Source organism: Streptomyces sp. ISL-36 (assembly GCF_018614205.1).
GTDB lineage: Bacteria > Actinomycetota > Actinomycetes > Streptomycetales > Streptomycetaceae > Streptomyces.
Genome location: NZ_JAGGOS010000074.1, coordinates 1 through 17,360, shown reverse-complemented (window position 1 = coordinate 17,360; position 17,360 = coordinate 1). Strand labels below are relative to the sequence as shown.

Here is a 17,360-nt window from a genome sequence, read left to right as displayed (position 1 = left end):
ACGGGTTGTGTACGAGCGTACACAAGCTTGTGTACGCTCGTACACATGGGTTACGGATTGCTGGCGGGCGCCATCGCGGCCGAGATCATCGCGACGACCTCCATGAAGTACAGCGAGGGCTTCTCCAAGCTCTGGCCCTCGGTCGTCACCGGCGCGGGCTATCTGATCGCCTTCGCCCTGCTCGCCCAGGCGCTGAAGACCCTCCAGGTCGGCACCGCGTACGCGATCTGGTCCGGCGTCGGCACCGCCGCCGTCGCCGCCATCGGGATCCTCTTCATGAACGAGACCCTCAGCGTCGCCAAGATCGCCGGAATCCTCCTGATCATCGCCGGCGTCCTCGTCCTCAACATGGGCGGAGCGCACTGATGCCGCGCGCCCGCCGCCACGACCCCGAGCGGCGGCAGCGGATCGTCGACGCCGCGCTGCGCGTGGCCGCCGCCCGGGGCATCGCCGGACTCAGCCACCGCACGGTCGCCGCCGAGGCCGACGTACCGCTCGGCTCCACCACGTACCACTTCTCCTCCCTCGACGAACTCCTCGTCGCCGCGCTCCGGCAGGCGAACGAGGGATTCGGCCGGGCACTGCGCGAGAGCGGCGCGCTCGCCGGCCCCACGGCGGACCTCGCAGGCGAACTTGCCGCCCTGATGGGGCAGTGGATCGGCGGCGAGCGGACCGGAGTGGAGCTGGAGTACGAGCTGTACCTGGCCGCCCTGCGCCGCCCCGCACTCCGGCCGGTCGCCGCGGAGTGGACCGACGGCGTCACCGAGGCCCTGTCCCGACGGACGGATCCGGTCACGGCCCGCGCCCTGGTCGCCCTCATGGACGGCATCTGCCTCCAGGTCCTGCTCACGGACGGGGCCTACGACGAGGGGTACGCGCGCGAGATGCTGAGACGGCTGCTCGCCCCGACGGAACCGCCGAGGCTGCGCGCCCCGACGGAACCGCCGAGGCTGCGCGCCCCGACGGAACCGCCGAACGGGGCGCCCGTGGCCTCGTCGGATCCGCCGGACGGCTCGACCGACACCTGAGACCGGTTGGCCCGTGCGGGGCCGCGACCGTTAGGTTTTCCGTCATGACCACTGCTCCTCGCACCACCGGCGCCGTCGCCGCCGGCCTTGCCACCATCGCCGGTGACGGCACCGTTCTCGACACCTGGTTCCCCGCCCCCGAGCTGACCGACGCGCCCGGGCCGGCCGGGACGGAGCGGCTCACCCCCGAAGCCGCCGTCAACGCCCTCGGAGAGGGCGCCGCCAAGGCCCTCGGCGTGGACGCCCGCCGCGGCGTCGAGGTGGTCGCCGTCCGTACGGTCGTCTCCTCCCTCGACGACAAGCCGCTCGACGCCCACGACGTGTACCTGCGCCTGCACCTGCTCAGCCACCGTCTGGTCAAGCCGCACGGCCAGAGCCTCGACGGCATGTTCGGCCTCCTCGCCAACGTCGCCTGGACCTCGCTCGGCCCCGTCGCCGTCGACGACATCGACAAGGTGCGCCTCAACGCGCGCGCCGAGGGCCTGCACCTCCAGGTGACCTCCATCGACAAGTTCCCCCGGATGACCGACTACGTCGCGCCCGCCGGGGTCCGGATCGCCGACGCCGACCGTGTCCGGCTCGGCGCGCACCTCGCCGCCGGTACGACCGTCATGCACGAGGGCTTCGTCAACTTCAACGCCGGCACCCTCGGCACGTCGATGGTCGAGGGCCGGATCTCCGCCGGTGTCGTCGTCGGCGACGGCTCCGACATCGGTGGCGGCGCCTCCACGATGGGCACCCTCTCCGGTGGCGGCAACGTGATCATCTCCATCGGCGAGCGCTGCCTGGTGGGCGCCGAGGCCGGCGTCGGCATCGCCCTGGGCGACGAGTGCGTCGTCGAGGCCGGTCTGTACGTCACGGCCGGTACCCGCGTCTCGATGCCGGACGGCGAGATCGTCAAGGCCCGCGAGCTCTCCGGCGCCTCGAACATCCTCTTCCGCCGCAACTCGGTCACCGGCGCCGTCGAGGCCCGCCCGAACAACGCGGTGTGGGGCGGACTCAACGAGATCCTCCACAGCCACAACTGAGCGTGACCGATGCGTGTGACCCTGCGTTAACAGGCCGACGCAGAGTCACACGTAACGGACAAGGCGAGGAGTCGACATGAGGACGAGGCCCACCATCGTCGGTGCGCTGATCATCGCGGCCGTCCTGCTGCCCGGCGGGGCCGCCTTCGCGGACGAGACGCACACGCACACGCAGAACGGCCCCAGCGTCACGAACGGTCCCGTCCTCTCGCTCCACACCGGCCAGATCGACGACCCGCTGGAGGACGTCCTGGAGCACGCCACCGTCGTCGGCCGTACGGACGTTCAGGACTGAGCGGCTCCGCTACGACCGAACCAGCTCCTCGTACGCCGCCCGCAGCCCGTCGACCGTCTCCCGGTCGGCGGGCTGCAGCGGTTCCCGTACGAAGCCGCCGCCGTCGAGGAGCGCCTTCGCGGTCACCGTCCCCGGCAGGCCCGAGGCCATCATCAGTTCGGTGAGCGGCAGCGTGAGCGCGTGGAGGCGGGCCGCCTCGGCCGTCTCCCCCGCGTCGAAGGCGTCCAGCACCGCCCGCATCCGGCGAGGCACCACGTTCGCCACCGTACTGACGTAGCCGGCGCCGCCCACCGCGTACAGCGGAAGGTTCAGCTCCTCGCAGCCGGAGTAGTAGGCGAGGGAGGTACGGGCGATCACCTTCGCGCTGCCGAGCAGGTCGTAGGCGCAGTCCTTGACCGCGACGATCCGAGGATGCTCCGCCAGCCGCAGCATCGTCTCCGGCTCGATCCGGGTGCCGGTGCGGCCGGGGATGTCGTACAGCATCACCGGCAGTCCGGTCGCGTCCGCCACCCGCAGGAAGTGCGTCTCGACGGCGGCCTGCGGAGGGCGGCTGTAGTACGGCGTGACGACGAGGAGCCCGTCGGCGCCCGCCTCCTCGGCCTGCCGGGCGAGGGCGACCGTGTGCCGGGTGTCGGCGGTACCGACGCCGCTGAGGACGGCGGACCCCGGCCCGACGCTCTCGCGCACCGCGCGGATCAGCGCCGCCTTCTCCTCGTCCGTCGTGGTCGGGGACTCGCCGGTCGTGCCGTTGAGGACGAGGCCGTCGCACCCCTCGGAGACGAGACGGGCGGCGAGCTCCCCGGCGCGGTCGAGATCGAGCGCACCGGTGGCGGTGAAAGGGGTGATCATCGCGCACAGAGCGCGGCCGAAAGGGCGTTCAGTGGTCATCGGGGCAGTCTCGGCCGAGCCGACTGTCAAGGTCCACTTAGATCTGCTTGGGGTGAGGGGTAAGCAGCCCTGAAGGATGGCTCTCTGGCATGATCGACCGGGCGCGACAGGGGGACAAGGAGCACACACACCATGAGCGAACAGCGCGTCGCACTCGTCACCGGCTCTTCCTCGGGCATCGGGGCCGCCGTCGCCCGACGCCTCGCCGAGGCCGGCATCAGGGTCGTCGTCAACTCCGCGCGGTCCGTGGAGGCCGGCAGGGCGCTCGCCGCCGAACTGCCCGACGCCCGCTACCTCCAGGCGGACGTCTCCGACGAGACCGAGGCCCGCCGCCTCGTCGAGCGGACCGTCGAGACCTACGGCCGTCTCGACATCCTGGTCAACAGCGCGGGCACCACCCGGTTCATCCCGCACGACGACCTGGAGGCCGCCTCGCCCGAGGTCTGGCGCCACCTCTACGACGTCAACGTCATCGGCGTCTGGCAGACCGTCACCGCGGCCGTCCCGCACCTGCGGGCCAGCGGCGCCGGCTGCGTCGTGAACATCTCCTCGCAGGCCGGAGTCCGGCCGGGCGGCAGCTCCATCCCGTACGCCGTCTCCAAGGCCGCCGTCAACCACATGACCAAGCTGCTCGCCAAGACCCTCGGCCCGGACGTACGGGTCAACGCGGTCGCTCCCGGCCTGATCGACACCCCCTGGTTCGACGGCGTCGAAGGCGCCGAGGAGGCCAAGGCGCACGTGGCCGGGGTCCTCCCGCTGCGCCGGGTGGGCCGGCCCGAGGACATCGCGCAGGCGGTCTTCGACCTGACCAACGCCTCGTACATCACCGGAGAGGTGCTGCTCGTCGACGGCGGTGGACACCTGCTCGGCTAGCCGGGCGGCCGGAGCACGAGCTTGAACCCGTCGTGGCTGCGTGCGAAGCCCAGGGAGGCGTAGAAGCGGTGGGCTTCCGTCCGCCGCTTGTCGCTGGTCAACTGGACGAGCGCGCAGCCACGTTCGCCCGCCCGCTCCACGGCCCGTCGGATCAGCTCCCGGCCGAGCCCGCCGCCACGCCGGTCCGCCCTGATCCGAACCGCCTCGATCAGTGCGCGCTCGGCTCCGCCCTTGCCGAGGCCGGGGATGTAGGTCGCCTGCAGAGAGCCCACGACGGTGCCGTCCTCGTCCACCAGGACCAGGATCTCGTTGCGCGGGTCGCCCTCGATGTCGGCGAAGGCCCGCTCGTACGCCTCGGTGACGGAGGCGGGGTCCACGACCTTCTCCTCGTCGGCGAGCAGGGCGAGGACGGCGGGGAGTTCGGCCCGGGTCGCGGCACGGAAGATCATGACCGGAGTCTGCCACGGGGCGGGTCCGGTCCGGCCGGCCCGGCGAGCCCGGCCACCCCCGGTCTGTTCGGGGGCGGCCGGGGGCCGGGGGCCGGGGGCGGCGCCTACGGGCGGAAGCGCAGCACCTGCGGGTCGTGGTCGCTGTCCTGCTCGGCGAACTCCGCGTTGATGTGGACGCTGTCGTACTCGAAGTGGTGGACGCCCGGGCTGGTCAGGATCTGGTCGAGAACCTGGCTGTTGCCCTGGAAGACGTACGAGTAGCGCTCGCTGCGCGGCAGCGACTTCACGGCCGGGTAGAGCGCCCCGCCGTCCGTCAGCGCCTTCGTCGTCTCGGAGAACTCGAAGTCGTTGATGTCGCCGAGGACCAGCACGTCGGCCTGCTTCTCGACCGCGAGGACGTCCTTCACGAAGGCGTTGACGGCCTGCGCCTGGAGGAGGCGCTTCGCCTCGGAGGAACGGACCGGCGGCTGGTGGTGCGAGGCGATGCCCTCGTCACCGCCCTTCGAACCGAAGTGGTTGGCGATCACGAAGACCGTACGGCCGCGGAAGGTGAACTCGCCCGCCAGCGGCTTGCGGCTGTTCTCCCAGGCGGTGTTCGCCGGGTCGATCCGGCCGGGGGAGAGGGTCAGCGCCGCGCCGCCCTTCTCGCCGCGGACCACGCCGGTCGCGGTCGTCGCGTCGCCGGCCGACCGGTCGGTGAAGGAGACCCGCTCCGGGTTGAAGAGGAAGGCCTGACGGATGTTGCCGCCGGGCTCGCCGCCGTCCTTGTTGCTCACCGGGTCGACCGAGCGCCACTCGTACGCCGGGCCGCCCGCCGCCACGATCGCGTCCGTGAACTTCTTCAGCGTCTGGTCGGCCGCGACCGTTCCGTCGTTCTTGGCGCCGTTGTTGTCCTGGATCTCCTCCAGGGCGAGGATGTCGGGCGAGGCGAGGTTCTTCACCACGGCCGCGGCGAGCGCGTCGAACTTCTCCTGCGGGTCGGACGGGTCGAGGTTCTCGACGTTGTACGTCGCGACCGCCAGCTCGTTCTTGTGCTGCTTGTCCGTGGTCTCGCGCTCGAGGCCGTGGTCCACGACGGTGCCCAGGGTACGGGCGACGAGCTTGTAGCCGCCGAACTGGTCGAAGTCCATCGGACCCTCGCTCGAACCGGTCAGCCAGTCGCCGACGTTCGCGGTCGGGAAGGGCTGCTGGGCGAGCGGGACCAGCGACTGGACCTTGAGGCGGCCGCTGTTCTGCGCGGTGTACGAGCCGTAGACCGTGCCGCCGCGACGGTTGTCGTTCTCGTGGGGCTTCACCGTCACCCACAGCTCGGCGTGCTCGGTGGAGGCGCCGACGACCCGGGAGGAGCCGATCCGGACGTTGGCGCCCTCCAGGGACTCGTAGTAGTCCAGGGCGTACGACTCCGGGTCCAGGGTGAGGCCGTTGACGGAACCGCCGGCGGCCGGGTCGCCCTCGGGGGCGTACGCGTCCGGGACGGACGAGGCGGAGATCGTCACCGGGGCCGGGACCGGGTTGCCGGAGGAGACCACGGTGACGGTCGGCCGGGAGATCTGGGTCAGCGACTGGTTGCCCGAGTTCAGGCCGCCGGGGACGTACTCGCCGACGGTGCCCTTCACGCTCACCGCGTCGCCGACGGCGACGGTCGGGAGGGAGCTGGTGAAGACGAACAGGCCCTCGCTGGTGGCCGGGTTGCCGTCGCCCTGCGGGTCCTGGATCCAGAAGCCACGGGAGCCGTACGTCCGTACACCGGTCACGATGCCCGTGACGCCGGTGACCTGCTGCCCGACGAGCGGCGAGATGCGCGTGGTGCCCTGGATGTCGTGGACGCGGACGCCGGCGGCGGCGTCCGCCGAGGTGTCCGCCGAGGTGTTCGCCGAGGTGTCCGCCGAGGCGGCGGATCCGGCGAGGAGACCGGCGGCGAGCGCGGCGGACACGACGGCGGCGACGGCCGCGGTTCTCGGTATGGAGGAAGGCATCAAGGGGCTCCGGAGGTGCTTGGAGGATCGGTCGGGGGTCTACGCGCGTCAATCTCTTGGTTGGGCGGGTCCCTTGTCAAGGGTCGACGGGTGTACGAAGGCTGACCGCTCCGTGAACCGGCGGGCCACGCCGGAAATGCGTCTACGCTGAAGGCCGTTCGCCCCCTAGAGCGCTTCGAGGAGAAGACCCCAGATGGCACTGGATCGCCCCACTCTGCCCCCCGTTCAGCTGCACGCGGACGCGGAGCTGGCGCGGGACGCCCTGGCCACCCCCCTGCTGGCCCGCGCCGCACGGCTCGCCCGCTGGGCCGGCCCCGAGACCCCGGTCGGCCCGGGCGGCGAACTCGTCGACGAAGAACTGCCCGCGGCGGCCGAGGTGTTGGGCCTCGCGGCGGACGAGGACGGTGAGGCGTACGCGAGCGAGGCGTGGCGGGTCGCCGTGGACACCGGCCTGGTGGAGGTCGGGGACGGCGACGAGGACGCCCCCGGTGCGGTGACCGCCGGCGAGAACCTCTCACTCCTCACCGGTGGGGCGCCGCTCGACGTCCTCGGGATCTGGCTCGACGCCCTTGACGTGGTGCTCGCCGACGCCACGGCCCCCGTGCTCGACGACCTGGCGGAGGTCATCGGCGAGGACGGCGAGATCGACTTCGAGCGCCTGGACTGGAACCCGGAGGAGGAAGCGGAGTTCCTGGAGGGGGTGCTCGGCAATCTGTACCTGCTGACGGTCAGCGAGGGCGGCACGGGCGAGAGCCCGGTGCCCCTGCCGGCGCTCGCGGCGTCGATGATCGTCCCGGACGACATGGGCGAGCCGACCGACGACGTGCTGGAGCAGGTCTCCGAGGCGATGATGCGGCTGGACGACCAGTTCCGGCTGCTCGAACCGATCGGGCTCGTCGAGTACCAGCCCGTCGACGAGGCGCTGATGGTCGAGGAGGGTGAGGAACCCGCTCCGTCGGCCGGCGCGTTCGGCGGTGAGCGCGGTGGGGAGCTCGGTGAGGAGCTCGACGACGAGGACGTCACGCGGTACGGCATGGTCAGGCTGACGCCGCTCGGGCTCTACGGCGTACGCGCCCGGATGCTGGAGGCGGGCGTGAACGCGCCGGCCGTCGGCGAACTGGCCGACAAGGGCGCGGACGTGCTCCTCGACGGCCTCACCGCCTACCCCGAGAGCGCGGCGCGCGCCGAGACCGCGGGCTGGCTCGCGGGGCGGGGCGCGGTGGAGGCGGCGCGGGAGCTGCTGGCCGCGGCCCGGGGCGCCGACGCCGGTTCGCCGCTGCGCCGGCTCCACTGCCAGCAGGCCCTCGCCCTGGTCGGCCCGGAGGCGGAGCCGGCGGTACGGGAGGTGCTCGACGACGCGGAGCTGGGCGGGCTGGCCCGGGTCTGGCTGGCGGAGCGGGGAGCGGCGGACGTTCCGGCGCCGCCGGAGTCGATGATCTTCTGGCTGGCGATCGACACGATCGCGGCGCAGTTGGACGCGGAGGGGGACCTGGAGGAGCTCCAGGACCTGGTGGAGGGTCTGACGGGCCAGCACGGCGGCTTCTTCGAGGCGGCATGGCGGGTCGATCACCCGGCGACGGCGGAGGTCCTGGAGGCGATGGGCCGGCTGCACCGGGACAAGAGGGCGGCGAAGGAGGCCCGCAAGGCGGCGTTCAAGGCGAGGTCGCGCGTACGGGGTTGACGCCTCGGCCCCTGGGGCCCATCCCGGGGCCTCGGCCCGTTGGGGGCGGTGGTTTCGCGGCGTCGTGGATGGCCCCGCCGGTCGGGGGATTCCCCCACCCCGCCCCTCCTCGAAACCCTGACGAGACTGGGGGCTCCGCCCCCGGCCCCCCGGGTGCGCCCGCTTCGCGGCGCGGTGGCGGTGGTGCCTGGTGCTTCGCCCGGCCCCTGGGTGGCGCCTGGTGCTTCGCCTTGCCCCCCGTACCCCCGTGCCGGGTTCGTTGTGCGGCGCAACGACTGCGCCCCTCGGGGGCCGAGGGGCCCGGGAGTTGGTCAGGTGCGGAGGTGGGAGGCGCCGTTGAGGTCCAGGATCGTGCCGGAGGACCATTCGGCCTCCGGGGAGGCCAGCCAGAGGACCGCCGCCGCGATCTCCTGGGGGGTGGCCACGCGGTGGAACGGGCTCTGGGCGCGGATGTCGTCGCCTTCCGGGCCCGTCAGGCGCGGAGCCACGCGTTCCGTCGCGAAGAAGCCCGGGGCGACGGAGGCCACGCCGATGCCGTGCGGGGCGAGCGAGACCGCCAGGGACTGACCCAGCGCGTGGACGGCCGCCTTCGTCGCCCCGTACGCGGGGTGGTCCGGCTCGCCGCGGAACGCGCCGCGGGAGCCGATGTTCACGATCCTCCCGCCCCCGCCCTGGTCGATCATCCGCCGCGCCGCCAGATGGCTCAGGTTCGCCGTGGCGAGCAGGTTCACGGCCACGTGCCGCTGCCAGACGGCGACCCACTCCTCGTACGGCGTCTCGGGCAGCGGGTGCCGGATGTTGACCGCCGCGTTGTTCACCAGCACGTCGATCCCGCCGAGCGCCTCCGCCGCCGCCTCGGCCACCGCCGCCGCGCCCGCCGGATCGGACAGGTCGCCGCCGGACAACGCGTGGCCGCTGCCTTCGAGGGAGGCGAGGGTCTCGCGGGCCTCGTCCGCCCGGGAGCCGTAGTGGACGGCGACCCGGTCGCCGTTGGCGGCGAACGCCTGCGCCACCGCGCGGCCGAGGCCACGGGACGCCCCGCTGACGAGGACACGACGCCCGGAGGGAGCCAGGTTCATGGAAGAGCGCCTCTCTGTCGACTCTCCGTTTATACGTGGCCGGCCGACCCTGGCCGCCCCGGGGTACTGACATCTAACATGTCAGTTCATGGAAGCACTGCGGCCGGTGAACCGGACCCTTCTGCGTGACCGGGCGTACGACGCCCTGCGCGACGCCATCGTGCGGGGCGACCTCGCACCCGGTTCCGTGGTCAAGGACGCCGATCTCGCCGAGCGGCTCGGGCTCTCGCGCGCACCCGTGCGCGAGGCCCTGGCCCGGCTCGGCGACGAGGGGCTCGTCGAGAGCAAGCCGCAGAGCTACACCCGGGTCACCCGGCTGGTCAGCCGGGTCGTCCGGGACGCCGCCGCCGTCGTACGGGTGATGCACGAACTCGCCGCCCGCACCGCCGTGCCGCTGCTCGGCCCCGACGGGATCCGGGCCATGCGCGAGGCCAACGCGCGGTTCGCCGCCGCCGTGCGCTCCGCCGACGTCGAGGCCGCCCTGCGCGCCGACGACGAGCTGCACGACGTGCTCGTGCGCGCCAGCGGCAACCACGCCCTCGCCGCCACCATCACCCGCTACACGCCCCTCATCCGCCGCGTCGAACGGCGGCTCTTCGGTGACGCGGGAAGCTGCGGCTCGGCCGCACTCCACGACCGGCTGATCGAGGCGTGCGCGGCGGGTGACGCGGAGGAGGCGGTCCGGGTGACGACGGAGATCTGGCGCGCCCTCGAACACCTCGCCGACGACGCCACGGAGCCCGCCCCGCCCCGCCCATCCCCCGAGCCGGGCGGGCAGCCGTCCGTCCCTGCACCGGAGTTCCGACCGCAGGACCGTTGACCGACCGACCGACCGACCGACCGACCGACCCACTCCGACCCGCTTCCGACCGCCTTCGACCGCCTCGACCCAGGAGCCGCCATGCCGATCACCGACTTCGACCGCTATCCGCTGCTCTTCGGGCCGTCCCCGGTCCACCCCCTCGAACGCCTCACGCACCACCTCGGCGGCGCGACCCTGTGGGCCAAGCGCGAGGACTGCAACTCCGGAGTGGCGTACGGCGGGAACAAGACCCGCAAACTGGAGTACCTGGTCGCGGACGCTCTCGCCCAGGGCTGCGACACCCTCGTCTCCATCGGCGGCGTCCAGTCCAACCACACCCGCCAGGTCGCCGCCGTCGCCGCCCGCGCCGGGCTGAAGTGCGTACTCGTCCAGGAGAGCTGGGTCGACTGGCCGGACTCCGTCTACGACAAGGTCGGCAACATCCTCGTCAGCCGCCTCGTGGGTGCCGACGTACGCCTGGTGAAGGCCGGGTTCGGCATCGGTTTCAAGGAGAGCTGGGAGCTGGCCCTGCGCGAGGTCGAGGAGAGCGGCGGCAGGCCGTACGCCATCCCCGCCGGCGCCTCCGACCACCCGCTCGGCGGGCTCGGCTTCGCCAACTGGGCCTATGAGGTGGCCGAGCAGGAGCGGCAGCTGGGCGTCTTCTTCGACACCGTCGTGGTGTGCTCGGTGACCGGCTCCACCCAGGCCGGTATGGTCGCGGGCTTCGCCGCCCTCGCCGAGGACGGCGGACCGGCCCGCCGGATCATCGGCATCGACGCCTCCGCCGCGCCCGAGCCGACCCATGAGCAGATCACCCGGATCGCCCGGAACACCGCCGCCCTGATCGGTGTGGAGCGTGACCTCACGGCGGCGGACGTCGAGCTCGACGCCCGCTACCACGCGGGGGTCTACGGCGTTCCGGACGAGACCACCCTCGACGCGATGCGGCTCGCCGCCCGTACGGAGGGCATGGTCACCGACCCCGTCTACGAGGGGAAGTCGATGGCGGGTCTGGTCGACCTGGTGGCGCGGGGCGAGATCGGCCGCGACGCGACCGTCCTCTACGTCCACCTCGGCGGCCAGCCCGCCCTCAACGCGTACAGCGCGCTGTTCTAGCCACGGCCCGCGCGCGACGGCCGGCCGCTCAGAGCGCCTGGGCGGCCGGCTTCACCATGCCCCGGACGGTCCGCGACTTCACGAACTCGCCCATCGCCGTCATCTCCCACTCGCCCGAGAACTGCTTGATCAGCTTGGCCATCATCACGCCCGTCTGCGGCTCGGCCGTGGTCAGGTCGAAGCGGACCAGCTCCTCGCCGGTCGCCGCGTCCATCAGGCGGCAGTAGGCCTTGGCGACCTCGGTGAACTTCTGGCCGGAGAAGGAGTTGACCGTGAAGACCAGGCCGGTGGCGTCGGCGGGGAGCCGGCCGAGGTCGACGACGATGACCTCGTCGTCGCCCGCGCCCTCGCCGGTCAGGTTGTCACCGGAGTGCTTGATCGATCCGTTCAGGATGGACAGCTTGCCGAAGTAGCAGCTGTCCAGGTGGTTGCGCTGAGGGCCGTAGGCGATGACGGAGGCGTCGAGGTCGATGTCCTTGCCGCGGTACGCGGGCTCCCAGCCCAGGCCCATCTTGACCTGGGAGAGCAGCGGGCGGCCGCCCTTGACCAGGGAGACCGTCTGGTTCTTCTGGAGGTTGACCCGGCCCTTGTCCAGGTTGATCTTGCCCGTGGAGACGGGGGCGGCGGGTGCCACGGGGGGAGCGGACGGCGGAGGAGGCGTCGTGGCGGCGACCCGCGGATCCACGGCGGGGGCCGCGGGCGCGGGCGGCGCCGCCACCGGGGCCGCCGCGGGGGTGGCGGCCGGCTCCTCGTCGACCGAGACGCCGAAGTCGGTGGCGATGCCGGCGAGCCCGTTGGCGTACCCCTGGCCCACCGCACGGGCCTTCCAGGCGCCACCCCGGAGGTAGACCTCCACGATCACGAGCGCCGTCTCCGCACCGAGCCGGGGCGGCGTGAACGTGGCGAGGACGGTGCCGTCGTCGGCGTTGCGGATCGTCGCCGTGGGCTCGATGCCCTGGAACGTCTGGCCGGCCGCGTCGGGGCTCGCGGTGACGACGATCTTCTCGATGCCGGGCGGCACCGCGGCGGTGTCCACCACGATCGCGTCCGGCGCCGCGCCGCCGCCGGAGCGGTAGGTCACGCCCGGGCCGGTGGGCTGGTTGTAGAAGATGAAGTCGTCGTCCGAGCGCACCTTGCCGTCGGCGGTGAGCAGCAGGCCCGAGACGTCGAGTCGCACCGGGGCGGCGACGTCCACCGCCACGCGCGCGGCGGAGAGAGGGATGTTCGAGCCGGGGGTCATAGCGGTCATGTCAGGGGTAACGAGCGGGACCGCTTTGCCGTTCCCTTACCTTCCGCCACTCTGATGACCCTCGGCCGCTGATGAGCCCCTCGGCCCCTGATGACCCCTTGGGGCCCCTGACGTCCTTCGGCCACCCCGGTCACCTCCGGCCGCCCTGGTGACGGGGATGGTTCCGGGCCATGCGCTCATTGCCGAACTTGTACGCGCCCGTCCAGCGCGCCATGACCAGCTGGGCGTCCCCGGACACCACCTCCCCGAGGAACTTCTCGGCGCGCGAACCCCGCAGGGTGCCTGCGGCGCGCCCGTGGTGGGTGAGGACGACCGTGCCGTCCGCGCGCTGCTCGTAACGGAATCCATGGGGGCGTGGCATGGCGGGCATCCTGCCGTTTCCGGGCAGGTCCGTCATGCGAATATTCTTTCGGCTCGTGGGTGGGAGCTCTTTTCGTACGCGGGACGTGGACGAGGCGCGGCAGGAGATCGACGCGCGGTACTACGCCAACTTCATGGACGTCATCGAACGGCGGGAACGGCCCTTCGCCGCCCGCTTCGACACCGTCACGCTCGGGCCGCTGGTCATCGGCGACCTGACCTGCGGGGCGGATGTCCGGATGCGCTTCGGCGAGCTCGGCGCCTTCCATGTCAACGCCCCGCTCGCCGGAACCATGGAGCTGCGTCAGGGCGGCCGTTCCCCGGTGGTCGCGACGGCGGCCGAGGCGGTGGTGCTCGGCCCGGCGGGAGACACCTTCCTGGACCGGTGGAGCGGGGACTGCAGGACGCTCTCGGTCAAGATCGGCGCGACCGCGCTGACCGACCGGCTCGAACGCCTCCTCGGCCGCCCGCCCCGCGGGCCGCTCGCCTTCGAGCCGCGCCTGGACATCTCGCGCGGGCCGGGGTTGAGCTGGGTGCGCCTCGCCCGCCGAGTGGCGGACGAGGCCCTCGCAGGGGACAGCCTGGCCCACCACCCGCTGGTGGCCGCGCCTCTGCAGGAAGCGCTGCTCAACGGGCTGCTCCTGGCCGCAGAGCACCCCTGGCGCGAGGAGCTCGCCCACCCGGGGGAGCCGCTGCGCCCCGCGCCCGTGAAGCGTGCGATGGACGCGGTCCTGGCCTGCCCCGAGCACCCGTTCACCACCACCGAACTCGCCGACCGGGCCCGGGTCGGCGTGCGCCGGCTCCAGGAGTCGTTCCGGGAGTACGTGGGGATGTCGCCGATGGCGTACGTACGGGAGATCCGGCTGGACCGGGTCCACGAGGAGCTGCGGGGCGCGGGGCCGGGCGAGCTGAGCGTGAGCGAGGTGGCCTGGCGCTGGGGGTTCGCCCATCTGGGACGGTTCGCGGCGCAGTACAGGACCCGGTTCGGCGAGACGCCCTCGCAGACGCTGCGGTCGGGGGGATGACAGCCGCGTGCGAGGCCCGCAGGCGGGGCCGGTGGCGGCCGAGCCTGCGAGGCCCGACAGGCGCGGTCGGTGGCGGCCGAGCCGCTGCGCGCGGTCCGCGCACGCAGCTTGCCGCGCCCGCCGCTGGTCACGCAGGCCGCGCCCGACCTCCTCGCCGATGTCCGCACCCGCCGCGTTTTGTGGACAGCCGGTGCGCCGAGCGGATCGCGGTCCGCTGCCGGAGGTCCTAGCGTTCCGTCTGTCGCGTGTGCCCGTGCATGCCGTGACCCGGGCCCCGGCCGGCGCCCCCGCATCAGTCCGGCCGGGCCTGTGTATCCGTCGGGGCGTCAGTACGGCCAGCGCGGCGGCTCGGTGCAGAAGTGGCCGCCCAGGTTCGCGGCCGCCGGGTCGTCGTCCGACAGGGGGCCGTGTTCGGCGATGAGCCGTTCCGCGTACGGTTCGGAGTCGTCCCGCGGTTCGTAGCCGAGCGCCCGAGCCGAGGAAAGGTCCCACCACAGCCGGGTGTTGGCGGAGGAGCCGTACACCACGGTGTGCCCCACGTTCTCGGCGGTGAGCGCCGCGTGGAAGAGGCGGGCGCAGTCCGCCGGGCTCAGCCACATCGACAGCATGCGGACCGAGGTCGGCTCGGGGAAGCAGGAGCCGACCCGTACCGAGACGGTCTCCATCCGGTGCATGTCCCAGTAGAACTGGGCCAGATCCTCGCCGAAGCACTTGGACAGGCCGTAGAAGGTGTCGGGCCGGTGCGGGGTGTCGACGGGGATCAACGGGTCGTCCCCGCGCGGGCGCGGGGTGAAGCCGACGGCGTGGTTGCTGGAGGCGAAGACGATCCGGCGCACTCCCTCCTCGCGCGCGGCCTCGTAGAGGTGGTGCAGGCCGGTGATGTTGGCGGCGAGGATCTTCTCGAAGGTGGACTCCAGGGAGATCCCGGCGAGGTGGATGATCGCGTCGACGCCCCGGACGGCCTCCCGCAGCGCCTTCCGGTCGGCGAGGTCGGCGACGATGGCGTCGGGTGCGCCGTCGACGGGTGCCAGGTCGAGCAGCCGCAGCTCGTATCCGTACGCGGGCAGCAGCTCACGCATCAGCGTGCCGACGCCGCCGGCGGCGCCGGTGAGCAGGACGGTGCGGGGTGTAGGCATGTACGTCAATCTCCGTCCGTGGATCGCATTCACAACCATGGACAAGGTAGGGAGCCGCCTCATGGACCGTCAAGAGCGTGCGAGGAGGCGGGTTTGCGCCTTGACCGGCGCTTTGGGGCTGCTCTAGCGTGATGCTGTTCATGAATATGGACGACAATCAGAACTGTGCACGACGGACTTCTCTGGGAGCGCCCGTGACCTCAGCCCCGCCCGCCGCCCCGCTCGCCGACCGGCTCGACGGCCTGCTGTTCTTCCCCGTCACCGCCTTCGGACCGGACGGCACCGTCGACCTCGACACCTTCCGCACCCATGTACGGGACGGCATCGAGGCGGGCGCCGCCGCCGTGTTCGCCTGCTGCGGCACCGGCGAGTTCCACGCCCTCACCCCCGAGGAGTTCCGCGCCTGCGTGGCCGCCGCCGTCGAGGAGGCCGCCGGCCGCGTCCCCGTCCTGGCCGGCGCCGGTTACGGAACGGCGCTCGCGATCCAGTACGCCCGGCTCGCCGAGGAGGCCGGCGCCGACGGTCTCCTCGCCATGCCCCCGTACCTCGTCGTCGCCGACCAGGCCGGGCTGCTGCGCCACTACACCGCACTCGCCGCCGCCACCTCGCTCGACGTCATCGTCTACCAGCGCGACAACGCGATCCTCACCCCCGAGACCGCCGTCGCCCTCGCCCGCACCGAGGGGATCATCGGCCTCAAGGACGGCCTCGGCGACCTCGACCTGATGCAGCGGATCGTCAGCGCCGTGCGCGCCGAGGGCCTCGGCCTGCTCTACTTCAACGGCCTGCCCACCGCCGAACTCACCGGACTCGCCTACCGGGGCATCGGCGTCACCCTCTACTCCTCCGCCGTCTTCTGCTTCGCCCCCGACATCGCCCTCGCCTTCCACAGGGCCCTCGCCTCCGGCGACGACGCGACCGTGGAGCGGCTCATCGACGGCTTCTACCGGCCGCTGGTCGAACTCCGGGCGAAGGGGCGCGGCTACGCGGTCTCGCTCGTCAAGGCCGCCGTACGCATGCGGGGCCTGGACGTCGGGGAGGTACGGCCGCCGCTGAGCGAGCCCGCCCCCGAACACCTGAAGGAACTCGCCACCGTCATCGAGCGCGGGCGGGCTCTGCTGGCGACCGGGGAGGAGAGCGCGTGAGGGCGGGAACCTTCGTCTATCCCTGGGACGTCGTCGGCGACCCCGCCGCGCCGGGCCTCCTCGCGGAGCTCGGGGTCCAGCAGGTCACGCTCGCCTCCGCGTACCACTCCACGCGCGCCCTCACGCCCCGGCATCCGGGCCGCCGGATCGTCACCGCCGAGCACGCCGCCGTGCTCTATCCGCCGGACACCGCCCGCTGGTCCGGGCGCGACCTGCGGCCGTACCCGGCGGGCGAGTGGGCGCCGGGCGACGCGTACGGCGAGGCCGCCCACGCGCTCGCCGACGCGGGCCTGGAGGTCCACAGCTGGGTCGTCCTCGCCCACAACTCCCGGCTCGGCGCGGAGCGTCCGCAGACCTCGGTCGTCAACGTCTACGGCGACCGCTACCCCTGGGCGCCCTGCATCGCGCAACCCGCCGTACGCGCGTACCTCGTCGCCCTCGCTGCCGAGGCGGCGGTACGGCCCGGGGCGGCCGGCACGGAGCTGGAGTCCTGCGGCTGGTACGGCTTCGCCCACCTCCACGCCCACGACAAGACCGCGGGGGTGCCGCTCGGCGACCGCGAGCAGTACCTGATGTCGCTCTGCTTCTGCCCGGCCTGCCGACAGGGGTACGGGGAGGAGGGCGTCGACCCCGACGAGCTGGCGGCGGCCGTGCGGGACGCGCTCCGACCGGTCTGGGCGGCCGGGGGCCCGGCGGGGCCGCTCGACGCCCTCGACGCCGGCGTCCTCGCCTGGCGCACGCGGACCGCCCGTGCCCTCCAGGAGGCCGCCGTGGCCGCCGTCCGGGCGGCCGCCCCGCCCGGCTTCCGCGTCCTGCTCCACGCGGACCCGCTTCCATACCGCTGCGGCGCCAACGTGGGCACCGACCCGGCGCACGTCCTCCGGGTCGCGGACGGTGTCGTCACCCCGGCCCCCTCGGTGGCCCCGTTCGCGGCGCAGGCGGGCCCGGAGTCCGTCGTCGCGGCCAACTTCCCGGTGGTGACGGGCATGGGAGGCTCCCCGCGGACCCTCGCCGACGACGCCAAGCGCGCGGCGGACGCGGGAGCGACCGAACTCCGCCTCTACCACGCGGGTCTGGCGTCGACCGACGACCTGGAGGCGGTACGGGCCGCACTGCGCAGCCTCCACTGACGGCCCGGCCCGGCCGTCCGGGACGCCCGTCGAACGGGCGCGCGCCGCGGGTGGCCGTCGGCCCCCGGCGGCCTGCTGCGGCACTGCCGCAGCCCCGCGG

The 17,360-nt window shown here is 72.9% G+C and carries 18 protein-coding genes; 11 read left to right on the top strand and 7 right to left on the bottom strand.

Annotated elements, in window-relative coordinates:
• The first annotated feature begins 45 nt into the window (after positions 1-45).
• The 4 genes from J7E93_RS20130 (at position 46) to J7E93_RS20115 (ending at position 2,351) form a co-directional block, all read left to right on the top strand.
• Entirely contained in the window at positions 46-366 is a 321-nt protein-coding gene (locus tag J7E93_RS20130; protein WP_215071300.1) for a multidrug efflux SMR transporter, read from the top strand.
• On the top strand, positions 366-1,028 hold the full coding sequence (locus tag J7E93_RS20125; protein WP_215071299.1) for a TetR/AcrR family transcriptional regulator: 663 nt from the start codon (positions 366-368) through the stop codon (positions 1,026-1,028). Before J7E93_RS20130 ends, J7E93_RS20125 begins: the two co-directional genes overlap by 1 nt.
• 44 nt (positions 1,029-1,072) lie before the next feature.
• Positions 1,073-2,056, top strand: a complete 984-nt coding sequence (dapD, locus tag J7E93_RS20120; RefSeq protein WP_215071298.1) for a 2,3,4,5-tetrahydropyridine-2,6-dicarboxylate N-succinyltransferase — start codon at positions 1,073-1,075, stop codon at positions 2,054-2,056.
• A 76-nt stretch (positions 2,057-2,132) separates the two neighbouring features.
• Positions 2,133-2,351 (top strand): hypothetical protein, encoded by a 219-nt coding sequence (locus J7E93_RS20115; RefSeq protein WP_215071297.1) that lies wholly within the window; start codon positions 2,133-2,135, stop codon positions 2,349-2,351.
• A gap of 9 nt (positions 2,352-2,360) precedes the next feature.
• Here J7E93_RS20115 and dapA read toward each other — a convergent pair whose 3' ends face one another.
• Positions 2,361-3,239, bottom strand: a complete 879-nt coding sequence (gene dapA, locus J7E93_RS20110; RefSeq protein WP_215071296.1) for a 4-hydroxy-tetrahydrodipicolinate synthase — start codon at positions 3,237-3,239, stop codon at positions 2,361-2,363.
• A 132-nt stretch (positions 3,240-3,371) separates the two neighbouring features.
• On the opposite strand from dapA, the gene J7E93_RS20105 reads away from it, so the two are divergent.
• Positions 3,372-4,112, top strand: a complete 741-nt coding sequence (locus J7E93_RS20105; RefSeq protein ID WP_215071295.1) for an SDR family NAD(P)-dependent oxidoreductase — start codon at positions 3,372-3,374, stop codon at positions 4,110-4,112.
• Here J7E93_RS20105 and J7E93_RS20100 read toward each other — a convergent pair.
• A complete protein-coding gene (locus J7E93_RS20100) occupies positions 4,109-4,561 on the bottom strand; it encodes a GNAT family N-acetyltransferase (RefSeq protein WP_215071294.1) in 453 nt (150 codons plus the stop codon). The genes J7E93_RS20105 and J7E93_RS20100 overlap by 4 nt on opposite strands.
• A gap of 104 nt (positions 4,562-4,665) precedes the next feature.
• Positions 4,666-6,537, bottom strand: coding sequence for an endonuclease/exonuclease/phosphatase family protein (locus J7E93_RS20095; protein WP_215071293.1), 1,872 nt, complete (start codon positions 6,535-6,537; stop codon positions 4,666-4,668).
• 193 nt (positions 6,538-6,730) lie between these two features.
• Here J7E93_RS20095 and J7E93_RS20090 point away from each other — a divergent pair, with 193 nt between their 5' ends.
• Complete coding sequence (locus J7E93_RS20090) at positions 6,731-8,218, top strand: hypothetical protein (RefSeq protein WP_215071292.1); 1,488 nt, start codon at positions 6,731-6,733, stop codon at positions 8,216-8,218.
• 311 nt (positions 8,219-8,529) lie between these two features.
• Here the strand turns inward: J7E93_RS20090 and J7E93_RS20085 are convergent, their stop codons facing one another.
• Positions 8,530-9,297, bottom strand: coding sequence for an SDR family NAD(P)-dependent oxidoreductase (locus J7E93_RS20085; protein ID WP_215071291.1), 768 nt, complete (start codon positions 9,295-9,297; stop codon positions 8,530-8,532).
• Between the two features lie 88 nt (positions 9,298-9,385).
• On the opposite strand from J7E93_RS20085, the gene J7E93_RS20080 reads away from it, so the two are divergent.
• Both J7E93_RS20080 and J7E93_RS20075 read left to right on the top strand, forming a co-directional pair.
• A complete protein-coding gene (locus tag J7E93_RS20080) occupies positions 9,386-10,117 on the top strand; it encodes a GntR family transcriptional regulator (RefSeq protein WP_215071290.1) in 732 nt (243 codons plus the stop codon).
• 81 nt (positions 10,118-10,198) lie between these two features.
• Positions 10,199-11,215 carry a 1-aminocyclopropane-1-carboxylate deaminase gene (locus J7E93_RS20075; protein WP_215071289.1) on the top strand — a complete coding sequence of 339 codons (1,017 nt, stop codon included), beginning with the start codon at positions 10,199-10,201 and terminating at the stop codon, positions 11,213-11,215.
• Positions 11,216-11,243: 28 nt separating this feature from the next.
• On the opposite strand, the gene J7E93_RS20070 is transcribed toward J7E93_RS20075, so the two are convergent.
• Together J7E93_RS20070 and J7E93_RS20065 are read right to left on the bottom strand one after the other, a co-directional pair.
• Complete coding sequence (locus J7E93_RS20070; protein WP_215071288.1) at positions 11,244-12,464, bottom strand: TerD family protein; 1,221 nt, start codon at positions 12,462-12,464, stop codon at positions 11,244-11,246.
• 130 nt (positions 12,465-12,594) lie between these two features.
• Complete coding sequence (locus J7E93_RS20065) at positions 12,595-12,825, bottom strand: hypothetical protein (RefSeq protein WP_215071333.1); 231 nt, start codon at positions 12,823-12,825, stop codon at positions 12,595-12,597.
• A gap of 55 nt (positions 12,826-12,880) precedes the next feature.
• Here J7E93_RS20065 and J7E93_RS20060 point away from each other — a divergent pair, with 55 nt between their 5' ends.
• Positions 12,881-13,849, top strand: a complete 969-nt coding sequence (locus J7E93_RS20060; RefSeq protein ID WP_308368726.1) for an AraC family transcriptional regulator — start codon at positions 12,881-12,883, stop codon at positions 13,847-13,849.
• Between the two features lie 326 nt (positions 13,850-14,175).
• Here the strand turns inward: J7E93_RS20060 and J7E93_RS20055 are convergent, their stop codons facing one another.
• Entirely contained in the window at positions 14,176-14,985 is an 810-nt protein-coding gene (locus J7E93_RS20055) for an NAD(P)-dependent oxidoreductase (protein ID WP_215071287.1), read from the bottom strand.
• A 194-nt stretch (positions 14,986-15,179) separates the two neighbouring features.
• On the opposite strand from J7E93_RS20055, the gene J7E93_RS20050 reads away from it, so the two are divergent.
• Both J7E93_RS20050 and J7E93_RS20045 read left to right on the top strand, forming a co-directional pair.
• On the top strand, positions 15,180-16,130 hold the full coding sequence (locus J7E93_RS20050) for a 5-dehydro-4-deoxyglucarate dehydratase (RefSeq protein ID WP_308368725.1): 951 nt from the start codon (positions 15,180-15,182) through the stop codon (positions 16,128-16,130).
• Positions 16,127-17,260, top strand: coding sequence for a hypothetical protein (locus tag J7E93_RS20045; protein WP_215071286.1), 1,134 nt, complete (start codon positions 16,127-16,129; stop codon positions 17,258-17,260). The genes J7E93_RS20050 and J7E93_RS20045 overlap by 4 nt, the downstream gene beginning before the upstream one ends.
• Positions 17,261-17,360 lie beyond the last annotated feature (100 nt).

What these genes read in the sequence shown, in the direction of transcription:
- J7E93_RS20130 (WP_215071300.1), top strand. Translation starts at nt 46, where the DNA reads ATGGGTTACGGATTGCTGGCGGGCGCCATCGCGGCCGAGATCATCGCG.
- J7E93_RS20125 (WP_215071299.1), top strand. Translation starts at nt 366, where the DNA reads ATGCCGCGCGCCCGCCGCCACGACCCCGAGCGGCGGCAGCGGATCGTC.
- dapD (WP_215071298.1), top strand. Translation starts at nt 1,073, where the DNA reads ATGACCACTGCTCCTCGCACCACCGGCGCCGTCGCCGCCGGCCTTGCC.
- J7E93_RS20115 (WP_215071297.1), top strand. Translation starts at nt 2,133, where the DNA reads ATGAGGACGAGGCCCACCATCGTCGGTGCGCTGATCATCGCGGCCGTC.
- dapA (WP_215071296.1), bottom strand. Translation starts at nt 3,239, where the DNA reads ATGACCACTGAACGCCCTTTCGGCCGCGCTCTGTGCGCGATGATCACC.
- J7E93_RS20105 (WP_215071295.1), top strand. Translation starts at nt 3,372, where the DNA reads ATGAGCGAACAGCGCGTCGCACTCGTCACCGGCTCTTCCTCGGGCATC.
- J7E93_RS20100 (WP_215071294.1), bottom strand. Translation starts at nt 4,561, where the DNA reads ATGATCTTCCGTGCCGCGACCCGGGCCGAACTCCCCGCCGTCCTCGCC.
- J7E93_RS20095 (WP_215071293.1), bottom strand. Translation starts at nt 6,537, where the DNA reads ATGCCTTCCTCCATACCGAGAACCGCGGCCGTCGCCGCCGTCGTGTCC.
- J7E93_RS20090 (WP_215071292.1), top strand. Translation starts at nt 6,731, where the DNA reads ATGGCACTGGATCGCCCCACTCTGCCCCCCGTTCAGCTGCACGCGGAC.
- J7E93_RS20085 (WP_215071291.1), bottom strand. Translation starts at nt 9,297, where the DNA reads ATGAACCTGGCTCCCTCCGGGCGTCGTGTCCTCGTCAGCGGGGCGTCC.
- J7E93_RS20080 (WP_215071290.1), top strand. Translation starts at nt 9,386, where the DNA reads ATGGAAGCACTGCGGCCGGTGAACCGGACCCTTCTGCGTGACCGGGCG.
- J7E93_RS20075 (WP_215071289.1), top strand. Translation starts at nt 10,199, where the DNA reads ATGCCGATCACCGACTTCGACCGCTATCCGCTGCTCTTCGGGCCGTCC.
- J7E93_RS20070 (WP_215071288.1), bottom strand. Translation starts at nt 12,464, where the DNA reads ATGACCGCTATGACCCCCGGCTCGAACATCCCTCTCTCCGCCGCGCGC.
- J7E93_RS20065 (WP_215071333.1), bottom strand. Translation starts at nt 12,825, where the DNA reads ATGCCACGCCCCCATGGATTCCGTTACGAGCAGCGCGCGGACGGCACG.
- J7E93_RS20055 (WP_215071287.1), bottom strand. Translation starts at nt 14,985, where the DNA reads ATGCCTACACCCCGCACCGTCCTGCTCACCGGCGCCGCCGGCGGCGTC.